Raw genomic sequence first — 22,814 nt, 5'->3', positions numbered from 1 at the left:
TGCCGACGTTGCTGATCGCACCATGGTGTGGACAGCGCGCCGCCTTAGCTCAGATGGCCAGAGCAACGCACTCGTAATGCGTAGGTCTCGGGTTCGAATCCCGAAGGCGGCTCTGAGGAACCCCAGGACTCACTCGCCGTGACCTGGGGTTTCTTGTTTTGGATGACCTTGTTATCGACCCAAGTTGTGCCTCTGGAGTCTGTGCATCGCAATGCGTGGGTCGGGCACTCCGCCAGTGGCCTGAGGTTGGACCTGGACCGACGGGGTGAAAATACGACTGTCTACGCGGCGATCGGAAGCGGCGGGACTGTCCGGTCCGGACAACTTCAGCTCCGACGCGGTCAGGTATCCGTCTGCGATGCCGTCGTATGAGAGATGGCGTCCTCCGGCTCGTAGCGGCCCTTCCTATTCGAGTTGGGCAAGGAGCCGGAGGTGCCCACGCATACCTGTGTTGATCCTGCACCGGTTTGTGCCGAACTGTGGCGGGCCACCGCGTCGACGGCCGTTGGCAGGAGCCGGTGCACGTCTTTCGCGCCGAAGCTAATGATGAAGGTCAGCCGTCCGGGCACGTCCTCTGGATTCAGTGCCGCCCGGCTCAGGGCGATGGCGTCTTCCGGTGACACGGTCGGCACCGGTCTGACACCGATGGGGGTTGTGCGCAGCCTGCGTGAGGCCGGCGTGGGCTCCACCCTGCTGGCGCGTCGGCTCTCCGATCACGATCCAGCCGCAGTAGGCGGATCCGCTGTACGTGCCGCGCGCGTCCTCCCGCACCAAGGACCGTTCGTAAGGCGTGAGCGGTGCGTGCGCTGTGGGGCGGTTCGCTCTAGAAATGCCCTTGATCCGGTAAAGGAAGTCCCATGCGTTTCCCTGGCCACTGCTGTACGGCATGGCCACATCATTTTCATAGCGGGCTCTGGGGAGAGCCTGGGGGGAGACAAGGGCATGACCAACCCTTGGTTCCGGCGGCTTCGTGCTGCCCGGACGCTCGGCGTGCTGCTCGGTGGCGCCGTCGTCCTGGGCTCGTTGCCCGCCGTCACCAGTCCGGCCGGTGCGGCCGGCAGCACACCGCCGGCCTCGGGCGAGGCGGCTGCGTTCGCACTGGCAGCCGAGACCGGCGAACCAGTGGAGATCATTCAGCAGCGCACAGAGGACGAACTCGTCTTCGCCAACCCAGACGGCTCGTTGACCAGTGAGACCAGCGTCCAGCCGCAGCGGGTGGAGCGTTCCGACGGCAGCTGGGTGAAGGCCGACGCGACCCTCGAACGTCGGCCGGACGGCACGTTCGGGCCGAAGGCCGCCGTCGTCGACCTGACCTTCGCGGCGGGCGGCTCGTCCGACTTCGTCACGCTCGGCGAGGAGGGCAAGTCCTTCACGCTGAGCTGGCCCACACCGCTGCCCGAGCCGGTCCTGAACGGGGACACCGCCGAGTACCGCGAGGTGCTGCCGGGCGTGGACCTGCTGGCCAGCGCCTCGGTCACCGGCTACTCGTACGTCCTGGAGGTGAAGACACCGGAGGCGGGCCGCAGTGAGGAGCTGGCCGCACTGCGGCTGCCCGTACGGTCGCAAGGCCTCGACCTCGGTACCGGCCCGACCGGCGGCCTCCAGGCCGTGGACGCCTCCGGCGAGCGGGTCTTCGGCGGTCAGGCACCCAAGATGTGGGATTCCGCGAACGCCGGGCTCCCCGCCGACGCCGTCCCCGCCTCGGGCACGGACACCCCGGCCCAGGAGGCTCCCGACGCGGGCGCGAAGGTCGTTGACATGACCCTCGACGTCTCCGCGACGGCCGTCACCGTCGAGCCGGACCGTGCCCTGCTCACCGCCGCCGACACCGACTTCCCGGTCTACATCGATCCCGAGGCCGGGATGTCGAAGAGCGAGTGGCTGTACGTGTCGAGCTCGCATCCGAGCACGGAGTTCCACAAGTTCAAGGACGAAGAGGGTGTCGGCCGCTGCTCGGCCAAGACCATAGGCGGCATCTACTACGTGTGCAGCGGCTCGCCGTACACGAACCGTATGTACTTCCAGTTCGCCACGAAGGGCTGGCAGAACCGCACCATCTCCAAGGCGGTCTTCGAGGTCTACGAGACCTTCTCCTTTTCCTGTACCAAGAGCGCCGTCAACCTGCACATGGTCGCCGAGGGCGGTGTCGACTCCGCCACGAACTGGAACAACAAGCCCAAGGACGGCGACCTGATGGTCGACAGGACCGTCGCGTACGGCCGGGGTGACAGCTGCAGCCCGGACGCGCCGGCGAGTTGGGTCGACTTCGCGGACAACGCCGACGAGAGCAACGAGAACCTCACTGCCTCCGTCCGTAAGAAGGCCGCAGGCGAGGACCCGATCGCCTTCTCGCTGCGTGCCGCCGACGAGGACGACCCCAACTCCTGGAAGCGGTTCCGGGGTGACAACGCCAAGCTCGTCCTCACGTACAACACCCGCCCGGACAAGCCCACCGGTGAGCGGCTGACCAACCCGGACGAGAAGACCTGCACCACCGACAACACCAAGCGGCCGTGGATCCGGGACGCGACCCCTCGCATGTCCGTCACCGGCACCGACGCCGACTCGCACACCGACGGCAGCGGCCAGAACCTGACCGCGGCGTTCCAGGTGTGGGACCAGGACACAAGTCGGCCCCTCGTCTACGAGGGCAAGGACGGACCGCAGAACGAGGGCAAGTTCGAGCGGGAGATCCCCGTCAGGGAGCTCAAGCACGGTGGCGGCTACCGCTGGCGAGCCCAGACCTACGACGGCTCCACCGGCAAGCTGAAGGACTCCGGGTACTCCGCGTGGTCCGACTGGTGCGAGTTCGTCGTGGACGTGGAGCGGCCCGACACCGAGCCGCACGTCGAGCCGGTGGCGACCGAAGCCGACCTCCCGGTTGGCACCAAGCGGCATTTCACCTTCTCCGCCAACGGCAACTCCGACTCGGTGTTCAAGAACGACGTCGAGTTCTACGAGTGGGACCTCGGCAACGACACTCCCACCCGCAAGGCTGACCCGACCGCTCTCGGCGGCACGGCGACCGTCGAGGTCGCTCCGAGCACCTTCGGACCGAACGTGCTCTACGTCCGCAGCGTGGACCGGGCCGGCAACCGGGGCCCGCTGGAGAAGTACTTCTTCACCGTCGACCGCGCCTGCGCCGACGTCCTCGCAGACACCTGCGCCGCCGCCGTCTACGGCCTCGACCAGACCTCCGGCGCTACCGCCCCCGACGGCTCCGGCCATAGCCGGGACCTGACGGTCAAGGGAGCCGACTGGGTCGCCGGCCACAACTCCGCGACCACCCCGGCCGACAGGGCGCTGCGTTTCAACGGCACCACCGACCACGCCACCGCCGTGTCCCCGGTCCACACCGGCCAGGCGTTCACCGTCTCGGCGTGGGTGCGGCCCACGTCGCTGGCCAAGAACATCTCGGTGATCAGCCAGGCGGGCAGCCAGGGCAACGGATTCAACCTCTACTACTCAACCGCCTACAAGCGCTGGATCTTCGGCCGCCACATCAGCGACACGGCGGACTCCGACCTCGTACGCGCCATGTCGGCGAGCGAGCGTCCCGCGACCGTGAACAAGTGGGTCCACCTGGCCGGTACGTACGACCCGGTGGCCCGGAGGTTCACGCTCTTCGTCGACGGCGAGGAGCAGGGCAGCGCCACCGTCACCGACGTCTGGAACGCCACGAAGGGTCTCAACATCGGCCGCGCCCAGTACGGCGCCGACTGGTCCGACCCCTTCGCGGGTGACATCGACGACGTGCGCCTCGTCCCCGGCCTGCTGTCGGGGACGGAGATCTTCCGGCTCGCGAACAACTGATGACCGCTGACCACCACTGACGACTCCTGACCAGAGCCGTCCACCTGGGTGCCCGGACCCTCGGGCACCCAGGGCACTTTTCCACACCCAAACGGGAGGGGGAGCGCGCATGCGCGCATCTCGCAGACACAGAACACACCCCTGGGCCAAAGCCCTCGGTGTCACCCTCACTTCAGCCCTGACCGTCACCCTGCTCCAGGGCACCCCGGCCCTCGGCGACGACCCCGACGATGCCCGGGAGCAGCGGCGCCCCAAGACCCAGGACGTCGTCTCCACCCCGGTTGTCGAACAGGACGGCCAGGCCACCCCGCTCAAGCACACCAAGGGGTATGGCAAAGCACTGAACCCCAAGGCCGCCTGGCCGAAGGCAGGAAGTGCGACCGTCGACCTGGCAGGCTCCGGCAAGCGGAGCGCGCGGTCGAGCGCGAAGGCCGGCTCGCTGCCGGTCCGCGTCGGCCCGGCCAAGGGCGTGACCCGCTCCGCGATGGCTGCCGCCACACCGACCCGTGCCAAGGTCGACGTCCTCAGCCACGCCGCCGCCCAGAAGGCGGGCATCGACGGCCTGCTGCTGAAGGTGACCCGCGCCGACAGCCGTACGTCGGCCACGAACGGCAGGGTCTCCGTGGAGGTCGACTACGCGGCCTTCGCCCAGGCCTACGGCGGCGACTGGGCCCAGCGGCTGCGGCTGGTCGAACTCCCCGCCTGCGCGCTGACCACGCCCACGGCGGACACGTGCCGGACCAGCACCCCGCTGAAGACCGACAACGACGTGCGCGCGCGGAAGCTCACCGCCGACGTGGCCGCGCTGTCGGCCGCCAAGGCCCCGCTGCTCGCCGTCGCGGCGGCGGCCTCCGGCGGTTCGGGCTCGTACACCGCGACCTCGCTGGCCCCCTCCGCCTCCTGGCAGGTAGCCGCGCAGACCGGCGGCTTCACCTGGCAGTACCCGCTGCGGGTGCCGCCGGCCGTCGCCGGACCCTCCCCGCAGCTCGGGCTCGGCTACAACTCCGCCTCCACGGACGGCCGTACGGCCTCCAGCAACAACCAGACCTCCTGGATCGGCGAGGGCTTCGACCTCAGCGCCGGCTACATCGAGCGTTCGTACCAGGCCTGCACGGAGGACGGCCACGACGACGCCGGGTCGCAGAAGTACGACCTGTGCTGGCACTCCGACAACGCCACCATGAACTTCGGCGGCCGGGCCGGTGAGCTGGTCAAGAAGGGCAAGGACCAGTGGCGTCTGAAGCAGGACGACGGCACCCTCATCGAGCGTAAGTACGACGGCTTCAACTCGGACAACAACGACGAGTACTGGGTCGTCACCACCACCGACGGCACCCGCTACCACTTCGGCAAAGGCAAGCGCGAGTCCGAGGCCGCCGACACAGAGAACACCGGCGCCACCCTCGAAGTCCCGGTATTCGGTGACGACAAGGACGAGCCCTGCCACGCGGACACCTTCAAGGACTCCCGCTGCCAGCAGGCCTGGCGCTGGAACCTCGACTACGTCGTCGACGTGCACGGCAACTCGATGACGTACTACTACGGCACCGAGACCAACAAGTACGACAGCGTGCGCGGCGACAAGGTCGTCCCCTACGACCGCGGCGGCTGGCTCAAGCGGATCGAGTACGGCGATCAGCAGGGCAAGGAGAACACCACCACCGCGCCCTCGCAGGTCGTCTTCGACGTCGCCGAGCGCTGCACGGGCGCGGTCGCCGACTGTGAGCCGGCCGACCTGAAGGAGTCCACGGCCAAGCGCTGGCCGGACGTGCCGTTCGAGCAGATCTGCACCTCCGACACCGAGTGCAAGGACCAGTGGTCCCCGACCTTCTTCTCCCGCAAGCGGCTGGCGAAGGTCACCACGCAGGTCCTGGGCTCCGACGGCAAGACGTACGGGGACGTCGACGAGTGGGACCTGGCGCACAAGTACCAGAGCGCCGACACCACGCACGCGCCGGCCCTGTGGCTGGAGTCGGTCACCCACTCCGGCAAGGACGGCGCGAACAAGCTCCCGAAGGTCACCTTCTACGAGCGCCAGGACGCCAACCGCGTCGACACCGGCTCCGACGACCGCCTGCCCATGTACAAGTGGCGCATCCGGGCCATCCAGTCGGAGACCGGCGGCACGATCTCGGTCAACTACAAGCCGACCGAGTGCACCCCGTCCAACCTCCCGACCCCCGAGACCAACACCAAGCGCTGCATGCCGTCCTTCTGGTCGAAGGAGGGCACGGTCGGGGAGAAGGAGGACTGGTTCCACAAGTTCGTCGTCGACACGGTGATCGAGGACGAGGTCACCGTCACCGGCCCCAACAAGGTCACGTCGTACGACTACTCGGGTGCCGCCTGGGCCTTCGACGACAGTGAGCTGGTCAAGACGAAGAAGAAGACCTGGAACCAGTGGCGCGGCTTCCGCTCGGTCACCATGAAGACCGGTGAGGCGGGCAGCAAACAGCTCCGCACGGAGACCACCTACCTCCAGGGCATGGACGGCGACCGGGAGAAGGAGTCCGGCGGCACCAAATCCGTCACGGTCACCGCCTCCGACGGCACGAAGGTCCGCGACGACAGCCGCCACCAGGGCTTCCTGCTGGAACAGCGCAGTTTCAACGGCGGTGCGGAGGTGACCGGTTCGGTCAGCACCCCGTGGAAGTCCGAGCCCACGGCGACGGAGGGCAAGGACGAGGCGAGCTTCGCCGCCGTCAAGGCGACGAAGACCCGCACGGCCCTCGACGACGGCAAGGTCCGCCGCGCCGCCATCGAGCACTTCTACGACTCGTACGGCATGCTCGTCCGCTCCTCCGACTCCGGCGACCTGGCGGTCGAGGACGACGACACCTGCACGACGAACGAGTACAACCGCAATACCGACGCGAACCTGCTGACCCTGCTCAAGCGCGTCACGGTGGTCCCGGTCAACTGCGACGACGGCGCGCCGACTTCGTACAAGGGTGAGGCGATCTCCGACGTCCGCACCTGGTACGACGACCGCGACACGTACGGCACCACGCCCACCAAGGGCGACGTGGTGCGCAGCGAGAAGGTCAAGGGGTACGCGGACGACGGCACCCCGCAGTTCGTGACGACGTCGACGGCCAGGTACGACGTTCACGGCCGTGTCGTGGAATCCGCCGACCAGGCGGGCAACACGACGAAGACGACGTACACGCCTGTAACGGGTGGGCCGGTCACGGGCATGAAGGTCGAGGACCCACTCGGCAACACCACGACCTCCACGGTCGACCGCCGCTGGGGCCTGGTCACGGCCACGGTCGACGCCAACAAGCAGCGCACAGACCTGGAGTACGACGCGCTGGGCCGCCTGCTGAAGGTCTGGCTCCCGGGCCGGGCCAAGGCGACGGACACGGCGAGCCTGGAATACGGCTACCTGGTCCGCAACAACGCGCCGGTGGTCACCACGACGAAGTCGCTGCTGCCGAACGGCTCGGTGGCCACCAGCCACCAGCTCAGCGATGGCCTGCTGAGGCCCCGTCAGACTCAGACCCCGGCCGCGAACTCGGGCCGCGTCATCACGACCACCGAGTACGACAGCCGTGGGCTGGCGGTGAAGGAGATCGGACCGTTCTACAACACGGCAGCCGTCGGTGCGACGTTCGTGAACGTGGTGGACGCCTCTGAGGGGACACCTCGGGAGACAGAGACGGTCTATGACGCGGCGGGCCGGGCGACGGACTCGATCTTCCGGGTCGCGGGCACCGAGAAGTGGCGCACGAAGACGGCGTACCACGGTGACCACACGACGGTCGACCCGCCGACCGGTGCCGCACCCACCGCGGAGTACACCGACGCCCAGGGGCAGACGACCAAGGTCCTGGAGTTCAAAGCGAACTCGCCGACGGGAGCGGCGGACATCACGTCCTACGACTACGACGCGGCGGGCCGCCTCGCCGAGGTCAAGGATCAGTCGGGCAACCTCTGGTCGTACGACTACGACGTACGCGGCCGTCAGACCATGTCCGTCGACCCGGACGCGGGCACGACGTGGATGACGTACAACGACCTCGACCAGATGAGGACGGTCCGCAACCAGCGTGAGGTCACCCTCACCTACTCCTACGACAAGCTGGGCCGGAAGCGCTCGGTCCACAACGGTGACAAGAAACTGACGACCTGGGAGTACGACAGCGCCACCGTCCCGAATGGCAAGGGCCGTCTTGTCTCGGCCACCAAGTGGGTGGGTGACGACGCTTACACGAAGTCGGTCGACGCCTACGACGTGGCGGGCCGCCCGACGAAGACGTCGGTGAAGATCCCCGCTTCCGCGAGTACGGGCAAGCTGGCCGGCACCTACTCCTCGACGGCGTCGTACAAGGCGGACGGTTCGATCGACGACGTCGGCCTTCCGGCGGCCGGTGGGCTCCCGGCGGAGACGATCACCACGGGCTATACGGCGACCGGTCTGCCGTCCTTCACCCTGGGCGACTCGACGGACTACGCCCGCGAGACCCGGTACTCCAACTACGGCGAGATGCTTCAGCTCACGCTGGGCACTGCCAGCGCCGACAAGTACACCTGGCTCACCAACACCTACGAAGAGGGCACCCGGCGCCTGGAGCGCGCCCGTATCGACCGGGAGATCGTCAAGACCCCCGACTCCGACATCACCTACGGCTACGACGCCGTCGGCAACATCCTGGGGATTGCCGACGCACCCGAAGGCAAGACGGCGGACGTCCAGTGCTTCACCTACGACTATCTGCGCCGCCTGACCGACGCGTGGACCCAGACGGCCACCACCTGCGCCCCCAGCGCCGGTGAGGCGACCGTCGGAGGCCCGGCACCGTACCGGCACTCATACGCGTACGACGCCGCGGGCAACCGCACCGGCGAGGTCCGCCACGCCACCGGCTCGACTGGCGACGCGGCGATCACTCAATCGACGACGTATGTGCCGAAGGCGCAGGACATCAAGGGCGGTACACATGTGCATGCCCTGAAGTCGGCGGAAGTCCGCACGGTCATGCTGGGTTCGGGTGGCTCGTCGGCGAAGGAGGTGACGGCGGCCCAGTCCTTCGCGTACGACGAGGTGGGCAATACCGTCCGCCGCACGAAGGCGGCGACGGATCTCTTCCCGGCGGTCGACCAGAAGCTGGACTGGGACGAGGAAGGCCGTCTGAGCGCGGTCACCCCGTACCTGTCCGGCGACGCCCTGGACGAGGCAAGCAAGACCTCGTACGTGTACGGCCCGGACGGAAGCCGCCTGCTCCGCAAGGAGAAGGGCGCCGTCACGCTGTACCTGGGCAGCCAGGAGATCCGCCTCGACACCGCCAAGAACGCCCTGTCGGGCACGCGTTACTACTCCCACGCCGGGCAGCGGATCGCGGTACGTACGACTGCCGGGGTGACCTGGTTGGTCGGCGGCCAGAACGGCACGGCCGAGATCGCGATCAAGGCGGCGGACTCGGCGGTCACACAGCGCCGTACCCTCCCCTTCGGCGAGGTGCGGGGTGCCAAGCCGACGGCAGGCGCGTGGCCGGGTGACAAGTCCTTCGTGGGCGGCACGGCCGACGCGACGACGGGTCTGATCCAGCTCGGCGCCCGCGCATACGACCCGGCGACCGGGCGTTTCGTCTCCGTCGACCCCATGCTCAACGTCGGGGACCCGCAACACCTCAACGCCTACGCGTATGGCCGTAACAACCCGCTCGCCTTCCCGGACCCGACGGGCCTGTACTGGGGCGAGTCCTGGATCAGCCCGATCGGTCACGGTGCCCTCGACGTCGTGGGCCTGGTCCCCGGTTTCGGCGAGCCTGCCGACCTGCTCAACGGCGTCTGGTACACGGCCGAGGGCAACTACATCGACGCGGGCCTGTCCTATGCCTCGACGATCCCGATCGCGGGCTATGCGGCCACGGCGGCGAAGGGCGCACGGTATGTCAACAAAGCGGTGGACGCCGTCGACATGGCGAGCGATGCCACCAAGGCCGCCAAGAAGACCGAGGACGCGGTCGACGCGGCCGACAACGTCACCCCGCCGGTCACCCCGAAGCCGAAGGAGAAGCCCGCCCCCGCTCCGCCGGCCAAGGCCAAGGAGGCACCCGAGGTCAAGAAGGGCGACTCCGGCGGCAAGAAGGGCGACGGGGCGGAGAGCAAGTCCGACACCGGTGGTGGCAAGGATGCCGACGCGCCCGCCCAAGGTGGTTCGTGCAAGACGGACAACAGCTTCATCCCTGGGACGCTGGTCCTGATGGCGGACGGCTCGACCAAGCCGATCGAGGATGTCGAGCTGGGCGACAAGGTCCTGGCCACGGACCCCGAGACCGGTGAGACGACCACGGAGACGGTCACCGCCGAGATCAAGGGCGAAGGTGTCAAGCACCTGGTGGAGCTCACCGTCGACACGGACGGCTCCGAGGGCACGGCGACGGACACGATCACTGCGACGGATGGGCACCCCTTCTGGGTTCCCGAACTTGGCGAGTGGGTCGATGCCACCGAGTTGAGGAACGGCCAGTGGCTGCGCACCAGCGCGGGCACTCTGGTTCAGATCACGGGGGTGGAGCGCTGGACCAGCGGATCGGCCACGGTTCACAACCTGACCGTCAGTGACGCCCACACTTACTACGTGCTGGCCGGCGCCACGCCACTCCTCGTTCACAACTGTGGTGGACTTGCCGATGCGACGGACCTGGACCTGAGCACGGCGGCGCTGCGGCCCATCCCGCCAAAGGGCGGCAAGCCCTTCCAATATGAGTACCATGCGACCGAGGCGGGAAGGGCTTTGCAGAAACACACCGACCCGGTCAAGCGGACCGCGGACCACGTGGCCAAGTACGCTCCGTTCCTCAACGGAGCCAACCGTCTGACCGACAAGGGCGCAGTGAACAGAGGCGGCATGGAGTTGCTGGGTGAACTTCTGGGTAACCCGGGCGCTTCCAGGACCATCAGTTCTGCCTCGGCCCATTACGGCGGATCAGTGCTCGAAATCATGGATTCCGCTACCGGTCGCGGTGCCCGATGGAGCATGCGCGGTGGCGGAATACAGTTCGAGGGATGGCTATGAGGAAATTTTCTGTTCGGGGCCGCGAGTTCGCTGCTTTGATCATCTTGAGCGACCATGACGACTATGAGTCGATGGAAGTCGTTGAGATGATCAACGGGGTGAGGGGTGAACTCCTCCTTGAATTTCGGTTCGACAGCGACTCCGCACGCCTGAGCTTCGTTCGTCCTGAGGTCGAAATCCCGCTGCTCAGAGCCTCGTTGGAAGTATTTCGAGAGGAGTTTTTGGAGCCGAGGCGGGCGGGAGGTCTGCCTTGCCCGCCTTGGTAGGAAGGACGCCTCCAGTCGATCGCGGGTCCCGTGCCACCGCTGGTGAACTCCACCAGAGGCGTCGGTAACGCCGGCAAGAAGCCCCGCCAGGTGCTGCGCCCTGGCGGGGCTTCTGCGTGAGGTGGCGGCAGTAACTTCTGCTGTCTTTGCCTGACGCGTTCCTCTACTTCACCAGAGGGACCGGACCGGCTCGCGGGCGACGCTGTGTGTGGGAGAGGGGGCAGGTTCCTGGAATGGGGTGAGGAGATCAAGAGATCGATCTTCCCTGTCGGCGTGCACGACGAGGGGCAATTCTTCTTCGGCGTCGACGAACGAGGGTGAGAGAAATGGCCGAGAGTGAGGTTCCCGAGGCCGAGATGCGCCTCGTGGGGACCCTCGTCGAGGGAGAGGCCACGGCGGTTTTCCGCTGGGGAGTCATCGTGGACCTGGGCCTGCCATGGGACGGCCTCATCGACGTCCTCTATATCGAGGATGACGACAACTACCAGGTGGGCGACCGCGTGTCCTGCTACCTGGACGACTTCGACGAGATGAAGAACAAGTTCATCCTGAGACCCCCAGGACAGGTGCCTGTCGCGGAACGCCTGCGCAGGCTTGAGGAGCAGCGAGGTCTCTCCTCCTGACCTTCCGGACAACGGCGATCGCCGTGTCAGTGGTATCAACTCCTACCCCTTGAGAGTGATGAAACAGTGACCAGTGGTGAGGTGAGCGAAACCGAGATGGGCCTCATGGGGACTCTCGTCGAGGGAGAGGCCACGGCGGTTTTCCGCTGGGGAGTCATCGTGGACCTGGGCCTGCCATGGGACGGCCTCATCGACGTCCTCTATATCGAGGATGACGACAACTACCAGGTGGGCGACCGCGTGTCCTGCTACCTGGACGACTTCGACGAGATGAAGCGCAAGTTCATCCTGAGACCCCCAGGACAGGTGCCTGTCGCGGAACGCCTGCGCCGGATCAGGGAACAGCGGGATCTCTCCTCCTGACCTTCCGGACAGGGGCGGTCGCCGGGGAGCCATCTGTGACGAGCTCCCCGGCGACCGCCGTGACGCCGACCTGCTGCTGGATGAACGAGCTGAGGAAGGGAGAACCACTTGTAGAGGATCGACAACGCTCCTGATCGTCCTGCCAGCCCTCTGGACAGATGAGTCTGCGCGCTCGGGGCGCTCTTTCTGGCGGCACCTCAGTAATTCCGCCGGTGGACAGCCGGTGGACAGCCGGTGGACAGACGCCTTTGGACGGTGCAACACGAAGGAGCACCGGTCAACCTGCCGCACGTGCTCTGATCAGTACAAACGTCACCGTGTCGGCGACGGGTGAATCGTGACCCTCTGACGGCGGATCAAAACTGACCCACTTCGTGGTCTTCTGACCAACCTGATCTTGATCGAAGGTCAGGAGAAGAGGGTGATTTCCGTGGAGGACTGGGCAGAGATCCGCAGGCTGCACCGGGCCGAGCAGATGCCGATCCGGGCGATCGCCCGGCAGCTGGGCATCTCGAAGAACACCGTGAAGCGGGCCCTGGCCACGAACCGGCCGCCGGTCTACTCCCGGCCGGCCAAGGGCTCGGCGGTCGACGCGGTCGAGCCGCAGATCCGGGAACTGCTGAAGCAGGCCCCGACGATGCCGGCGACCGTGATCGCCGAACGGATCGGCTGGGACCGTGGCATGACCGTCCTCAAAGAACGCGTACGAGAGCTGCGGCCCGCCTATCTGCCCGTCGATCCGGTCTCACGCACCACCTATCAGCCCGGCGAGCTGGCCCAGTGCGACCTGTGGTTCCCACCCGTCGACATACCGCTCGGCTACGGCCAGTCCGGCCACCCGCCGGTGCTCGTGATGGTGTCCGGCTACTCACGGATCATCACGGCGCGGATGCTGCCCACCCGCACCACCGGCGACCTGATCGACGGCCACTGGAAGCTTCTGACCGGCTGGAACGCGGTCCCACGGATGCTGGTCTGGGACAACGAGGCCGGCATCGGCCGCGGCAAGGTGACCGGCGACTTCGCCGCGTTCGCGGGCCTGCTCGCCACCCGGATCCACCTCTGCCGACCCCGCGACCCAGAAGCGAAAGGGCTGGTGGAGAGGGCCAACGGCTACCTGGAGACCAGCTTCCTGCCCGGCCGCACCTTCACCGGCCCCGACGACTTCAACACCCAGCTGACCACCTGGCTGGCCATCGCCAACCGACGCCAGCACCGCACCCTCGGAGCCCGCCCCATCGACCGGTGGGAAGCCGACCGGGCCCAGATGCTCGCCCTGCCGCCCGTCGACCCGCCGCGCTGGTGGCGCTTCGCCACCCGCATCGGCCGCGACCACTACATCCGCGTCGACACCTGCGACTACTCCGTGCACCCCCTGGCCATCGGCAAGAAAGTCCAGGTCCGCACCGACACCGACGAAGTCATCGTGACCCTCACACCCGGCGGGGCGGAAGTCGCCCGCCATCCACGCTGCTGGGCCAAGCAGCAGACCATCACCGACCCGGTCCATGCCCGCGCCGCCGCCGTTCTGCGCGGCGACTACCGCCACCACCAAGCCTCCCAGGCCCAGGCCGCCCGCCGGCCAGGCGCCGCCACCGCAAGCGATCTCGTCGAGGTCGAACAACGCCAACTCGACTCCTACGACCGCATGTTCACCCTCATCGAGGGCGGCGGCCAGGCCGATGATCCGGAGGTCTCCTGATGCCCGCCACCACCAAGACCACCGCCCCGGCGGGGCCCCGCACCGGCCGTCAGACCGCCGCCGACCTGTCCTTCCTGGCCCGGGCGATGAAAGCCCCGGCCCTGCTGGACGCCGCCGAACGCCTGGCCGAACGAGCCCTGAAGGAGACCTGGACACACACCGAGTTCCTCGTCGCCTGCCTCCAGCGGGAGGTCTCCGCCCGCGAGTCCCACGGCGGCGAGGCCCGCATCCGCACCGCACGCTTCCCCGCGATCAAGACCATCGAGGAACTCGACATCACCCATCTGCGCGGCATAACGCGCCAACAACTCGCCCATCTGGGCACGTTGGACTTCATCACCGGCAAGGAGAACGCCGTTTTCCTCGGACCGCCGGGGACCGGGAAGACACACCTGGCGATCGGACTCGCGGTCCGCGCCTGCCAGGCCGGCCACCGGGTCGCGTTCGCCACCGCCGCCGAATGGGTCGACCGCCTGGCCGCCGCCCACCACGCCGGACACCTCCAGGCCGAGCTCACCAAACTGTCCCGCTATCCGCTGATCGTCGTCGACGAGGTCGGCTACATCCCCTTCGAATCCGAGGCCGCGAACCTGTTCTTCCAACTGGTCTCGAACCGATACGAGAGAGCGAGTGTGATCGTCACGAGCAACAAACCCTTCGGACGCTGGGGCGAGGTCTTCGGCGACGAGACCGTGGCCGCCGCCATGATCGACCGCCTCGTCCACCACGCCGAGGTCCACTCCCTCAAAGGCGACTCCTACCGCATGCGCGGACGCCAACTCGGACGCGTCCCCACCGCCACACACGACACCGACTGAACACCGGCAACCAGACCCGGTGGGTCAGAACTCGACCGCCCACACCGGGTCAGGATTCAACCGCCGCCGACACACCGGACAGTACGACGGAACATCACGTAACACGAACGCTCATGGTCTCGTAATGCATAGGCCTCGGGTTCGAATCCCGAAGGCGGCTCCGAGAAACCCCAGGACTCACTCGCCGTGACCTGGGGCTTTTGCTTTTTGAGGTCTGGTGGCAGGGCGGGTCTTGATCCGCCGCATGCTCGACAGCTCACCTCATGCTCAAGCTGTAGCTCGCGATCTCCCTGTCGCCGCCTCCCCACGGTCCGAGGCCCGCCGTTCAGTCGGGCCTCGGGCCGTGGCGTGTCAGAGCCAGCCCAGGCGAACGGCTTCGGCGCCGGCCTGGAAGCGGCTCTGGGCGTTGAGTCTCTTGAGCATGTCCGCCATCAGCCGGCGGACCGTGCGGATGGAGACGCCCAGCTTGCGTGCGATGCCCTCGTCGGTGAAACCGTCCTCCAGCATCTTCAGGATCGTCAGATCGCGGTCGCTGGGCCCCTCGCAGTCGAGGACCGGGACGTCGCCGAGCGGGGTGGCGCGGTCCCAGACGAGGTCGAACAGGTCGTTGAGGGCCGCGACCACGCTGGAGAGGTGGATGACGAACGCGCCCTCCTGGCTGGCTTCCCGGTTCACCGGAATGACGGCGATGGAGCGGTCGCACAGGATCAGGCGCATGGGCAGCGAGGGGACCGTACGCGTCTGGCCTCCCCGCGCCGTGAACCATGTGGCGTACTCCACCGTGGGGTGGTCGTTGCGCACGCTGTCCAGGTGGACCGTCTGCATGCGCACGCCACGTGCCAGCGTGTTCTCGTCCAGGGGACGAGCCGCCTCCAGCGCTCCCGGGCTCAGCGTGCCACAGGGCATGAAGGCCCGGACCTCGGAGGTGGCGCTCCGGGCGAGTTCCTGGAGACGGATGCGGACGCTGTCCAGACCCTCCAGCCGTTCCAGGCCCGGCGCTCCCGCCTGGAGACGCAGCGCGGCGTACTCGGCGGCCAGTGCCGCCACTGTCGACCGGTCACGGGAGAGCTTGGCCCGCTGCTCGTCGAGCTCGGCCTCCCTGCGCTCGAAGAAGGGCTTGAGTTCGATCTCGGGGTTGGTGGGGAAGAAACGATCGGCCTCCGCGCTGGGGCGCAGCAGGGACATCGACGCGAGCCGGTCGAGTGCCGCGCGGATCTCGTCCTCCGGCAGGCCGAGGTACTGTTGTACATCGCCTATGTTCCAGCCCGGATGGAGCAGAAGTGTGCGGTAGACGTGCTGATCCCTCGTGGCCAGCCCGGTGCTTTCCAGCATTGCTGTATTCCCCCATTCCCGCGGCGAATCGAGTGCCGCGGTTCCGCCGCATCATACTGTCCGTCATGTTCTGATCAACATGAGTGATCGATTCCTCACATGCGTGACGCCCCATGTGGCGCCGCATGGGGTGCGGTGGTCGTCCCGCGGTTATAACGACGCGGTGGCATATCCATGTCATGTCCGCATGAGGTCGAGCCCGCGGACTGTCCAGGAGCCCTCAGATGCGTATGTTCTTCGCATGTACGCCATCAAGGTTGTCCTTCAGCCGGATCGGCAGGCCGCCTCTGGAGCCGCGCAGCAGCTCTGGGGCATGGCATCCGAACGGATCCGGAGTGATGCGCAGCCGGGGGTGGAACACGTCAGCCTCGTCCCCAGCCCGCCCTTGTTGATGGCCATGACCTTCGTGACGGCCGCCAACCTGCTGGAGGCCGAGAAGGTGGCCGCCGGCGCCTGGGCGGAGTGGCTCGGCCGGACCTGGTTCGCGGGCTGGCGGCTGATCTCCTGCACGGCGGATCTGACGCTCGGCGTGTGGGCGGCGTCACAAGACCCCTTCCAGCCGGACGGCGGTGGGTCCGGGGCCGGTTGAGCCGGCCCCGTGCGCCCTCGACCGTCACGGGGACGCCGGGCCGGTGACCGGCGCCTCCGTCGGCCGTCGCGCGCTCTCGACCGCCACGGCCGCCGTGCGCTCAGCGCTTCCTCAACGCGGGGGCGGGAGAAATCCTTCTTTCACGAACGCGTGAACCTGCGCGGCGAAATACTCCCTGTTCATCTCCGGAAGGCTGATGCCGCGCTTCGACAGCACGTCCCAGGTGCTTTCCGCGTCGAACGAGGGGGTGGCATCCCTCATTCCGAGCGTTTCCTCCGGTGAGATGAGGGAGAGCAGCGGAAAGGCCGCGTTGGTTTCGTCCTGTGCCAGCGTGTCCCGCCAGGCCGTCAACGAGGTTTCCGTGATCCGGTACCCGAGGCCGCACAGCCAGTTCACCGCTGTCGCCAGCTTGAGATTCCGGCCGCCGGCCAGATGGAAGGTGCCGGAGGCCGCTTCCGGCATGAGTGACAGTTCGACCACGCCCTTGCCGACGACGTCGACCGGGACGAGATCGAAGTCGGTCTCCGGGGAGGCCGGCGCCAGTTCGGCCTCGACGCACCCTTTCAGCAGGAGCCAGAGATAGTCGGACGGCTGGCACAGACCGTGGGCCGTGTCACCGGCGATGCGGGTAGGACGGTAGATCGAGACCGGGAGCCCGCGTCCTCTCGCCTCTTCCAGCAACATCTCGGCAGCCCATTTGCTCTGCGCGTACCCGTTCCACAGAGTGGCCGCGGGCGGGAGGGGGTCTTCCGGACGGATGTGTGTGCGGCCGGCCAGGTCGCCCGCGTACACGCCCACGGTGGAAATGTGGTGCAGGGGCACCGACCGGAAGGAGGCGGCGAGGCGCAGCATCTCGGCCGTGCCGCGCACGTTCGCGTTCTTCAACTGCCGATACGACTGGGTGAGGTTGACGCTCGCTCCGGCGTGGTAGACCGCGTCCATGTGACGGCTCAGGCGGGTGAAGGTGTCCTCGGACAGGCCCAGTCGGGGCTGAGCCAGGTCGCCGGGGACCGCCACGACGCGCTCGGTGAAGGTGTCGTCCCACAGTCGGTAGTGCTCGAGTGCCGCGCGTATCCGCTTCGTTCCCGAACCGGTTCCACTCGCCCGCACCAGGCAGTGCACGGTGGCCGGGGTGGCGGTGAGCAACTGGCTTAGCAGGAAGGCTCCCAGGAAGCCCGTCGCCCCGCTCAGGAGTACGTGTCCGGGCTCGCGTGCGACCCGTACGACGGTGGCTGTGGGTGTGATCGTGGGGTCGAGTCCGGCGTCCGGCAGCGGATCGGGCGGGACCGGCGGTGCGTCGTCGGCCAGAACTCCCGCCAAGCGCGCGACCGTCGGAGCGGCGAACACCGATCCGAGGGTGAGCTGGACCCCCCACTCCTCGCGGATCCTGAGCAGCAGTCGGACGGCCAGGACCGAATTGCCGCCCAGAGCGAAGAAGTCGTCGTCCGGCCCGATACGGTCGGCTCCCAGGAGTTCGCTCCAGAGCGCCGCCACTCGGCGCTCCGTGGCGTCGAGGCCGGGTGTGGCAGCCTCCGCGGCGGAGCGCCGGTCGCGAGGTGCCGGTGGCCGCAGGGCGGCGCGGTCCACTTTGCCGCTGGGGGTCAGGGGGAAGGCGGGCACCGCGAGGCACACGGAGGGAACCAGGTGCTCGGGAAGCCGGCTCCGCAGGGTGCGGCGCAGTTCCCGCGTGTCGGGGGCGGCACCGCCGGCGGGTATGTAGTGGGCTGTCAGCCGTTTGGCGTGGACGACGGTGGCGTCGACCGTCACGACGGCGTCGGCGACGCCGGGGACCGATTTCATCACGGCCTCGACTTCGCCGCATTCCACTCGGTGGCCGCGGATCTTCACCTGTCCGTCTCGGCGTCCCGCGAATTCGATCTTGCCGTCGGGCCGGAACCTCCCCAGGTCGCCACTGCGGTACAGGCGGCCGGTGCCGGGATCGTGGGGGTCCTGGACGAACTGTTGGCGTGATGCGTCGGGACGTGCCAGGTATCCGGTCGCGACGCTTTCTCCCCCGATGCAGATCTCTCCCACCGCTCCGGGAGGAAGGAGCCGGAGCCGGTCGTCGAGGACACGTATTCGAGCTCCGGGCACCGGGCGGCCGATGCTCGGGCGGTCCGGCCATGCGGAGGGGTCGCCGCAGAGGCGTTCGGCGGTGACCACGTGGGTCTCGGTGGGACCGTACTGGTTCTCCAGCGAGGCACTGGTGCGGTGTGTGAAGAAGTCCCTGATCGCCGGGGTGACGAACAACTGCTCGCCGGCGCAGATCACTTCGCGCAGGGACGGCCCGTGCCAGTCGCCGACGGCGGCGTACTCGGCGATCTGCTGGAGGGCCACATAGGGAAGGAAGAGGCGTTCGACCGCCGCTGTCCGGATCAGCGCGAGCAGTCGGGCCGGGTCGCGTCGCACCTCGTTGTCGACGAGCACGAGGGTGCCGCCTGCCGCCCAGGTACTGAACAGTTCCTGGAAGGCGACGTCGAAGCTGAGCGGCGCGAACTGGGCGGTCGTGGCTCCCCGCGCGGACCGGCGGGACTGCCACTGGACGAGGTTGGCCAGCGACCGGTGGGGCATCACGACGCCCTTGGGCCGGCCCGTCGACCCGGACGTGTAAAGGAGATAGGCCGGGTCTTCCGGGTGAACGTCCGGCAGGCCCGGTCGGGGGCCGGGTGCCGTCGGCCGGTGTTCGTCCAGCAGCAGTGGGGGCACGTCCGGCAGCAGGGTGATGTGGTGCTGGAGCCGACTGCTGGTCAGGACGGCGCCGCAGCGGCTGTCGCGGAGCATGAACGTGATCCGCTCGGCGGGATAGGCCGGGTCGAGGGGCACGCAGCAGCAACCGGCCTTCAGCACGGCCAGGACCGCGATCGGCAGTCGGACCGTCCGTTCCAGCAGAATGCCGACGCGGTCACCGGGGTGCGCCACGGTCAGCAGGTGCGCGGCCAGCGCGTCGGATTCGGCTTCGAGCTGTGCGTAGGTGAGGTGTTCGCGACCGTGGACGACCGCCGGCAGATCGGGTGCCGACCGGGCGGACCGGTCCACGACGAGGTGGGCCGGTGACGGGGTCCCTCTCGGGGTCGGTCCGTCCGCCCAGGTGTCGAGCAGCGACCGGTCGGCGGCGGTGGTCACCGCGAGGTCTCCCACCGCGCGGGCCGGGTCGTCCGCCGCGTCGAGCAACAACAGCCGCAGGCGTTCGGCCAGTTGGCGGGCGGTGGCGGGGGAGAAGAGGTCCTCGGCGTACTCCAGCCGCCCGCGCCAGCCGTCGCGTTGCGGGATCAGGTGGAAGAAGACGTCGAACTTCGCAGTCCCGTCGTGCGGGTAGAGCCGCTCGGCCTGCGCGCCGGGCAGGGACAGTCCCGGAGCGGGTGCGTCGTCCACGGTCAGGACGACTTGGAAGAGGGGGAGACGAGAACGGCTGCGCTGCGCTCCCGTCTGCTGGACCAGCATGGTGTAGGGCACGTTCTTGTGCGCGGTGACGGAGCGGACCGTCTCCTTCGTGTGCAGGACGAGTTCACCGAACGACCGCGTCGGATCGACGGTCTGCCGCAGTGGCATGACGTCCGTCAGGCAGGCGATCATCGGTTCCAGCTCGGGGCCGTCACGTCGCGACACCGGGGTTCCCAGGACGACGTCCTGCTGACCGTGCCTGGCGAGCAGGGCGGTGACGGCGGCGGCGTACACGACGAACGGTGTGGCCTTGAACCGCCGGCCGAGGCCTCGCAGTCGGCGCGTGAGATCCGCGTCGAGAGTGAACTCGACCAGACCGCCGCGGTGGCCGGGAACCTCGGGGCGGGGGTGATCCAGGGGAAAGGTCGACTCCGACGGCGCGTCGGCCAGGGCGGGCTTCCAGTAGGCGTCGACGACTTCCCGCGGACCCGCTGACGTTCGCTGTCGCAGTGCCCACGGACCGAACTGGAGGGGCGGTTCGGGGCGTTCGGGGGCGCGTTCCGTCAGTGCCGCGCGGTAGAGGTCGCTGAACTCCTCGTCGAGCAGGTGCAGAGCCCATCCGTCGACGACCGCGTGGTGGACGGCCACCGCCAGCACGGCATCCCGTTCGCCGACCTCCAGCAGGCAGGCGCGCAGCAGCGGAGGCTTCTCCAGCGGGAGGGGCCGGGACACCACCTCACGTATCGCCGCCTCCAGGTCCGCGGGGGACACCCGGCGCCGGGTGAGGGGCACCGGCATGGGGGGCAGGACCTCCTGGCGGGCCCGGTTTCCGTGGATGTGGAGTCGGCTGCGCAGGGATTCGTGCCGGCGCACGATGCCGGTCAGGGCCTGCTGCGCGGCAGCCGCGCTGAAGTCGCCCCGGATGCGGTGGACCCACGATTCCACGTACAGCCCGGTGCTGTCGCCGACGGCGTCGGTGAGCCAGATCGACTCCTGCTCGTACGACATCGGGTAGGTGACTGTGGAGGGCCCGGGGTGTGCTTGCCCGGGGAGGCTGGTGGTCATCACGAGTTCCTGTTCACGGTGCTGGTGGTGACGGGGGCGGCCAGATACGCCCGCAGGGCCGCGTGGTCGATCTTTCCGTTCGCGGTGAGGGGGAGTTCCGGCACCGGGCGGGCCACGTGCGGTACGAGGTGGGCGGGAAGCAGTGTCGCCAGCTCGCTGCGGAGTGCGGACGGCCGCAGATCCCGGCCGCCGGGGCCGGGTGCCGGGTCGACGGTGTAGAACACGGCCAGTCGGGTGCCGCTTCCGAGGTGGTCCGCGATGGCCGCGACGACGCAGTCGCGCACGCCGGGGATGCTCCGGCCCGTCTCCTCGATCTCCTCGGGGTCGACGCGGTGGCCCGCGATCTTCATCTGGCGATCGGACCGGCCGCGGAAGTGGAGCACGCCCCGGTGGTCCGTCCGCCCGAGGTCGCCGGTCCGGTAGATCCTCGTCGGACGGCTCCCGATCGGGACGACGGGAAAGCTGCGGGCGCTGAGCTCGGGGGCTCCCAGATACTCCCGTGCCAGACCGTCGCCCGAGACGCAGATCTCCCCCGTCGCGCCGGGAGCCACCGGCGTGTTCCCGGACAGGACGTGGATCTCCGTACCCGGTATCGCGGTGCCCAGCGGGATGCCGTCCGGGGCCGCGCAGTCACCGGCGGTGACCCTGTGGACGGAGGCGAACACGCAACTCTCCACCGGGCCGTAGCAGTTGGTCAGAGGCAGGTCGGGGTACGCGGTCAGGAAACGGCGGGCCGGACCGGCCAACAGGCGTTCGCCACCGGTGAGTACGTCGCTCAGCCCCTGGAAGGCTCCGAGGTCCTCCTCCACGAACAGGTGGAACAGGGACGTGGTCAGGAAGACGGTGCTGACGTCGGCCTCGCGCACCAGGGCGCGGAGCGTGTACGGAAGCAGGCGGGCGGACGGGACCACGACGCAGGTTCCCCCCGCGGTGAGCGTCCCCCACACCTCCAGCGAGAAGGCGTCCCAGGAGACCGGCGCAGCCTGTGCCGTGACGCGTCCGGGCCCCGACCAGAGGGCCGTCGTCGGTGTCAGTCGCGTGGTCGCCCGATGCGGCGAGACCACGGCCTTGGGCCGGCCGGACGTACCCGAGGTGAAGAAGACCGTGGCCGGATCGCCCGGTGCTACGTCGATACGCGGAAGGACGTCCGAACAGGTGCCGGCCGGCCGTCTCGGCGGGCCGGCCGGAGGCGCCCAGGTGGGCGACGAGGCACCCGGCAGCGGATCGTGGGTGACGACCAGGGGCGGATCGATGAGGTCCAGCAGGGCGCGTACGCGGGCCTGTGGCCAACGGACGTCCAACGCGGCATAGGCGGCCCCGCACTTGAGAATCCCGAGCAGTACGGCGACGAGCTGTGCCGACCGCGGCAGGACGACCGGGATCAGGCGTCCCGGGCCGGCACCTCGTTCACGCAATCGCAGTGCGAGAACTCCGGACGCGGCGTCGAGGTCCGCGTAGCTGATGCGTTCGTCCCCGTCGACCAGGGCGACGGCGTCCGGGGTGTGCCGCGCGTGGTAGCTCACCGCCTCGTGGATCAGGGCCATTTCTTTCGTCGCCTGATTCGCGGTCACTTGTTCTTCCGGGCGGCCACCTCGTCGGCGAACTGGCCGATCGTGTCGCTGTCGATCAGCACCTCGGGGGCGATCTCCACACCCGTCTCCTTGTGAATGCGGATACAGATCCGCATGGCTGTCAGCGACGAGCCGCCGAAATCGTGGAAACTGTCCGCAGCCGTGACGGGACCGGCCCGCAGCGCCTCCTCCACGACACCGACGACCCAGGGCTTGACGGCCCTTTCGGGCAGGCCTGTTGAGATGAACATTGGATTGCTCCTGAAG

General features: G+C 68.3%; 12 protein-coding genes and 1 tRNA gene. 8 read left to right on the top strand and 5 right to left on the bottom strand.

Translation table 11 applies throughout. The annotated features are described in order from the left end of the window. The first annotated feature begins 38 nt into the window (after positions 1 to 38). Positions 39 to 112: transfer RNA gene (locus OHN74_RS18545), tRNA-Thr, on the top strand. Between the two features lie 229 nt (positions 113 to 341). On the opposite strand, the gene OHN74_RS18540 is transcribed toward OHN74_RS18545, so the two are convergent. Then, entirely contained in the window at positions 342 to 623 is a 282-nt protein-coding gene (locus tag OHN74_RS18540; RefSeq protein WP_327695664.1) for a 3-deoxy-7-phosphoheptulonate synthase, read from the bottom strand. A gap of 319 nt (positions 624 to 942) precedes the next feature. Between OHN74_RS18540 and OHN74_RS18535 the strand changes: the two genes are divergently transcribed. The 6 genes from OHN74_RS18535 to istB all read left to right on the top strand — a co-directional run bounded on the left by OHN74_RS18535 (position 943) and on the right by istB (position 14,609). Continuing rightward, a complete protein-coding gene (locus tag OHN74_RS18535) occupies positions 943 to 3,813 on the top strand; it encodes a LamG-like jellyroll fold domain-containing protein (protein ID WP_327695663.1) in 2,871 nt (956 codons plus the stop codon). Positions 3,814 to 3,922: 109 nt separating this feature from the next. Continuing rightward, on the top strand, positions 3,923 to 10,837 hold the full coding sequence (locus OHN74_RS18530) for a polymorphic toxin-type HINT domain-containing protein (protein WP_327695662.1): 6,915 nt from the start codon (positions 3,923 to 3,925) through the stop codon (positions 10,835 to 10,837). A 592-nt stretch (positions 10,838 to 11,429) separates the two neighbouring features. Then, on the top strand, positions 11,430 to 11,726 hold the full coding sequence (locus tag OHN74_RS18525; RefSeq protein WP_327695661.1) for a S1 RNA-binding domain-containing protein: 297 nt from the start codon (positions 11,430 to 11,432) through the stop codon (positions 11,724 to 11,726). 81 nt (positions 11,727 to 11,807) lie between these two features. Continuing rightward, complete coding sequence (locus OHN74_RS18520) at positions 11,808 to 12,089, top strand: S1 RNA-binding domain-containing protein (protein ID WP_327695660.1); 282 nt, start codon at positions 11,808 to 11,810, stop codon at positions 12,087 to 12,089. Between the two features lie 421 nt (positions 12,090 to 12,510). Further along, a complete protein-coding gene (istA, locus tag OHN74_RS18515) occupies positions 12,511 to 13,791 on the top strand; it encodes an IS21 family transposase (RefSeq protein ID WP_327695659.1) in 1,281 nt (426 codons plus the stop codon). After that, positions 13,791 to 14,609: an IS21-like element helper ATPase IstB gene (gene istB / locus OHN74_RS18510; protein ID WP_327695658.1), complete on the top strand. Its 819-nt coding sequence runs from the start codon at positions 13,791 to 13,793 to the stop codon at positions 14,607 to 14,609. The genes istA and istB overlap by 1 nt, the downstream gene beginning before the upstream one ends. A gap of 351 nt (positions 14,610 to 14,960) precedes the next feature. Here istB and OHN74_RS18505 read toward each other — a convergent pair whose 3' ends face one another. After that, positions 14,961 to 15,941: a helix-turn-helix domain-containing protein gene (locus tag OHN74_RS18505; protein WP_327695657.1), complete on the bottom strand. Its 981-nt coding sequence runs from the start codon at positions 15,939 to 15,941 to the stop codon at positions 14,961 to 14,963. A 241-nt stretch (positions 15,942 to 16,182) separates the two neighbouring features. On the opposite strand from OHN74_RS18505, the gene OHN74_RS18500 reads away from it, so the two are divergent. Beyond that, positions 16,183 to 16,530: a hypothetical protein gene (locus OHN74_RS18500; RefSeq protein WP_327695656.1), complete on the top strand. Its 348-nt coding sequence runs from the start codon at positions 16,183 to 16,185 to the stop codon at positions 16,528 to 16,530. 111 nt (positions 16,531 to 16,641) lie between these two features. On the opposite strand, the gene OHN74_RS18495 is transcribed toward OHN74_RS18500, so the two are convergent. Genes OHN74_RS18495 through OHN74_RS18485 form a run of 3 tightly spaced genes read right to left on the bottom strand, consistent with a single transcriptional unit; the run spans position 16,642 to position 22,798 of the window. Further along, a complete protein-coding gene (locus OHN74_RS18495; RefSeq protein WP_327695655.1) occupies positions 16,642 to 20,976 on the bottom strand; it encodes an amino acid adenylation domain-containing protein in 4,335 nt (1,444 codons plus the stop codon). Further along, the gene (locus tag OHN74_RS18490; RefSeq protein WP_327695654.1) at positions 20,976 to 22,547 is read right to left on the bottom strand and encodes an AMP-binding protein; all 1,572 of its coding nucleotides are present in this window, start codon (positions 22,545 to 22,547) and stop codon (positions 20,976 to 20,978) included. Before OHN74_RS18490 ends, OHN74_RS18495 begins: the two co-directional genes overlap by 1 nt. Further along, a complete protein-coding gene (locus OHN74_RS18485) occupies positions 22,544 to 22,798 on the bottom strand; it encodes an acyl carrier protein (RefSeq protein WP_327695653.1) in 255 nt (84 codons plus the stop codon). The genes OHN74_RS18490 and OHN74_RS18485 overlap by 4 nt, the downstream gene beginning before the upstream one ends. Positions 22,799 to 22,814 lie beyond the last annotated feature (16 nt).

The sequence above is a fragment of the Streptomyces sp. NBC_00459 genome (assembly GCF_036013955.1).
Taxonomy (GTDB): domain Bacteria; phylum Actinomycetota; class Actinomycetes; order Streptomycetales; family Streptomycetaceae; genus Streptomyces.
Note: the sequence above shows the minus strand (reverse complement) of the source record. Positions and strands in the feature narration are given on the sequence as shown.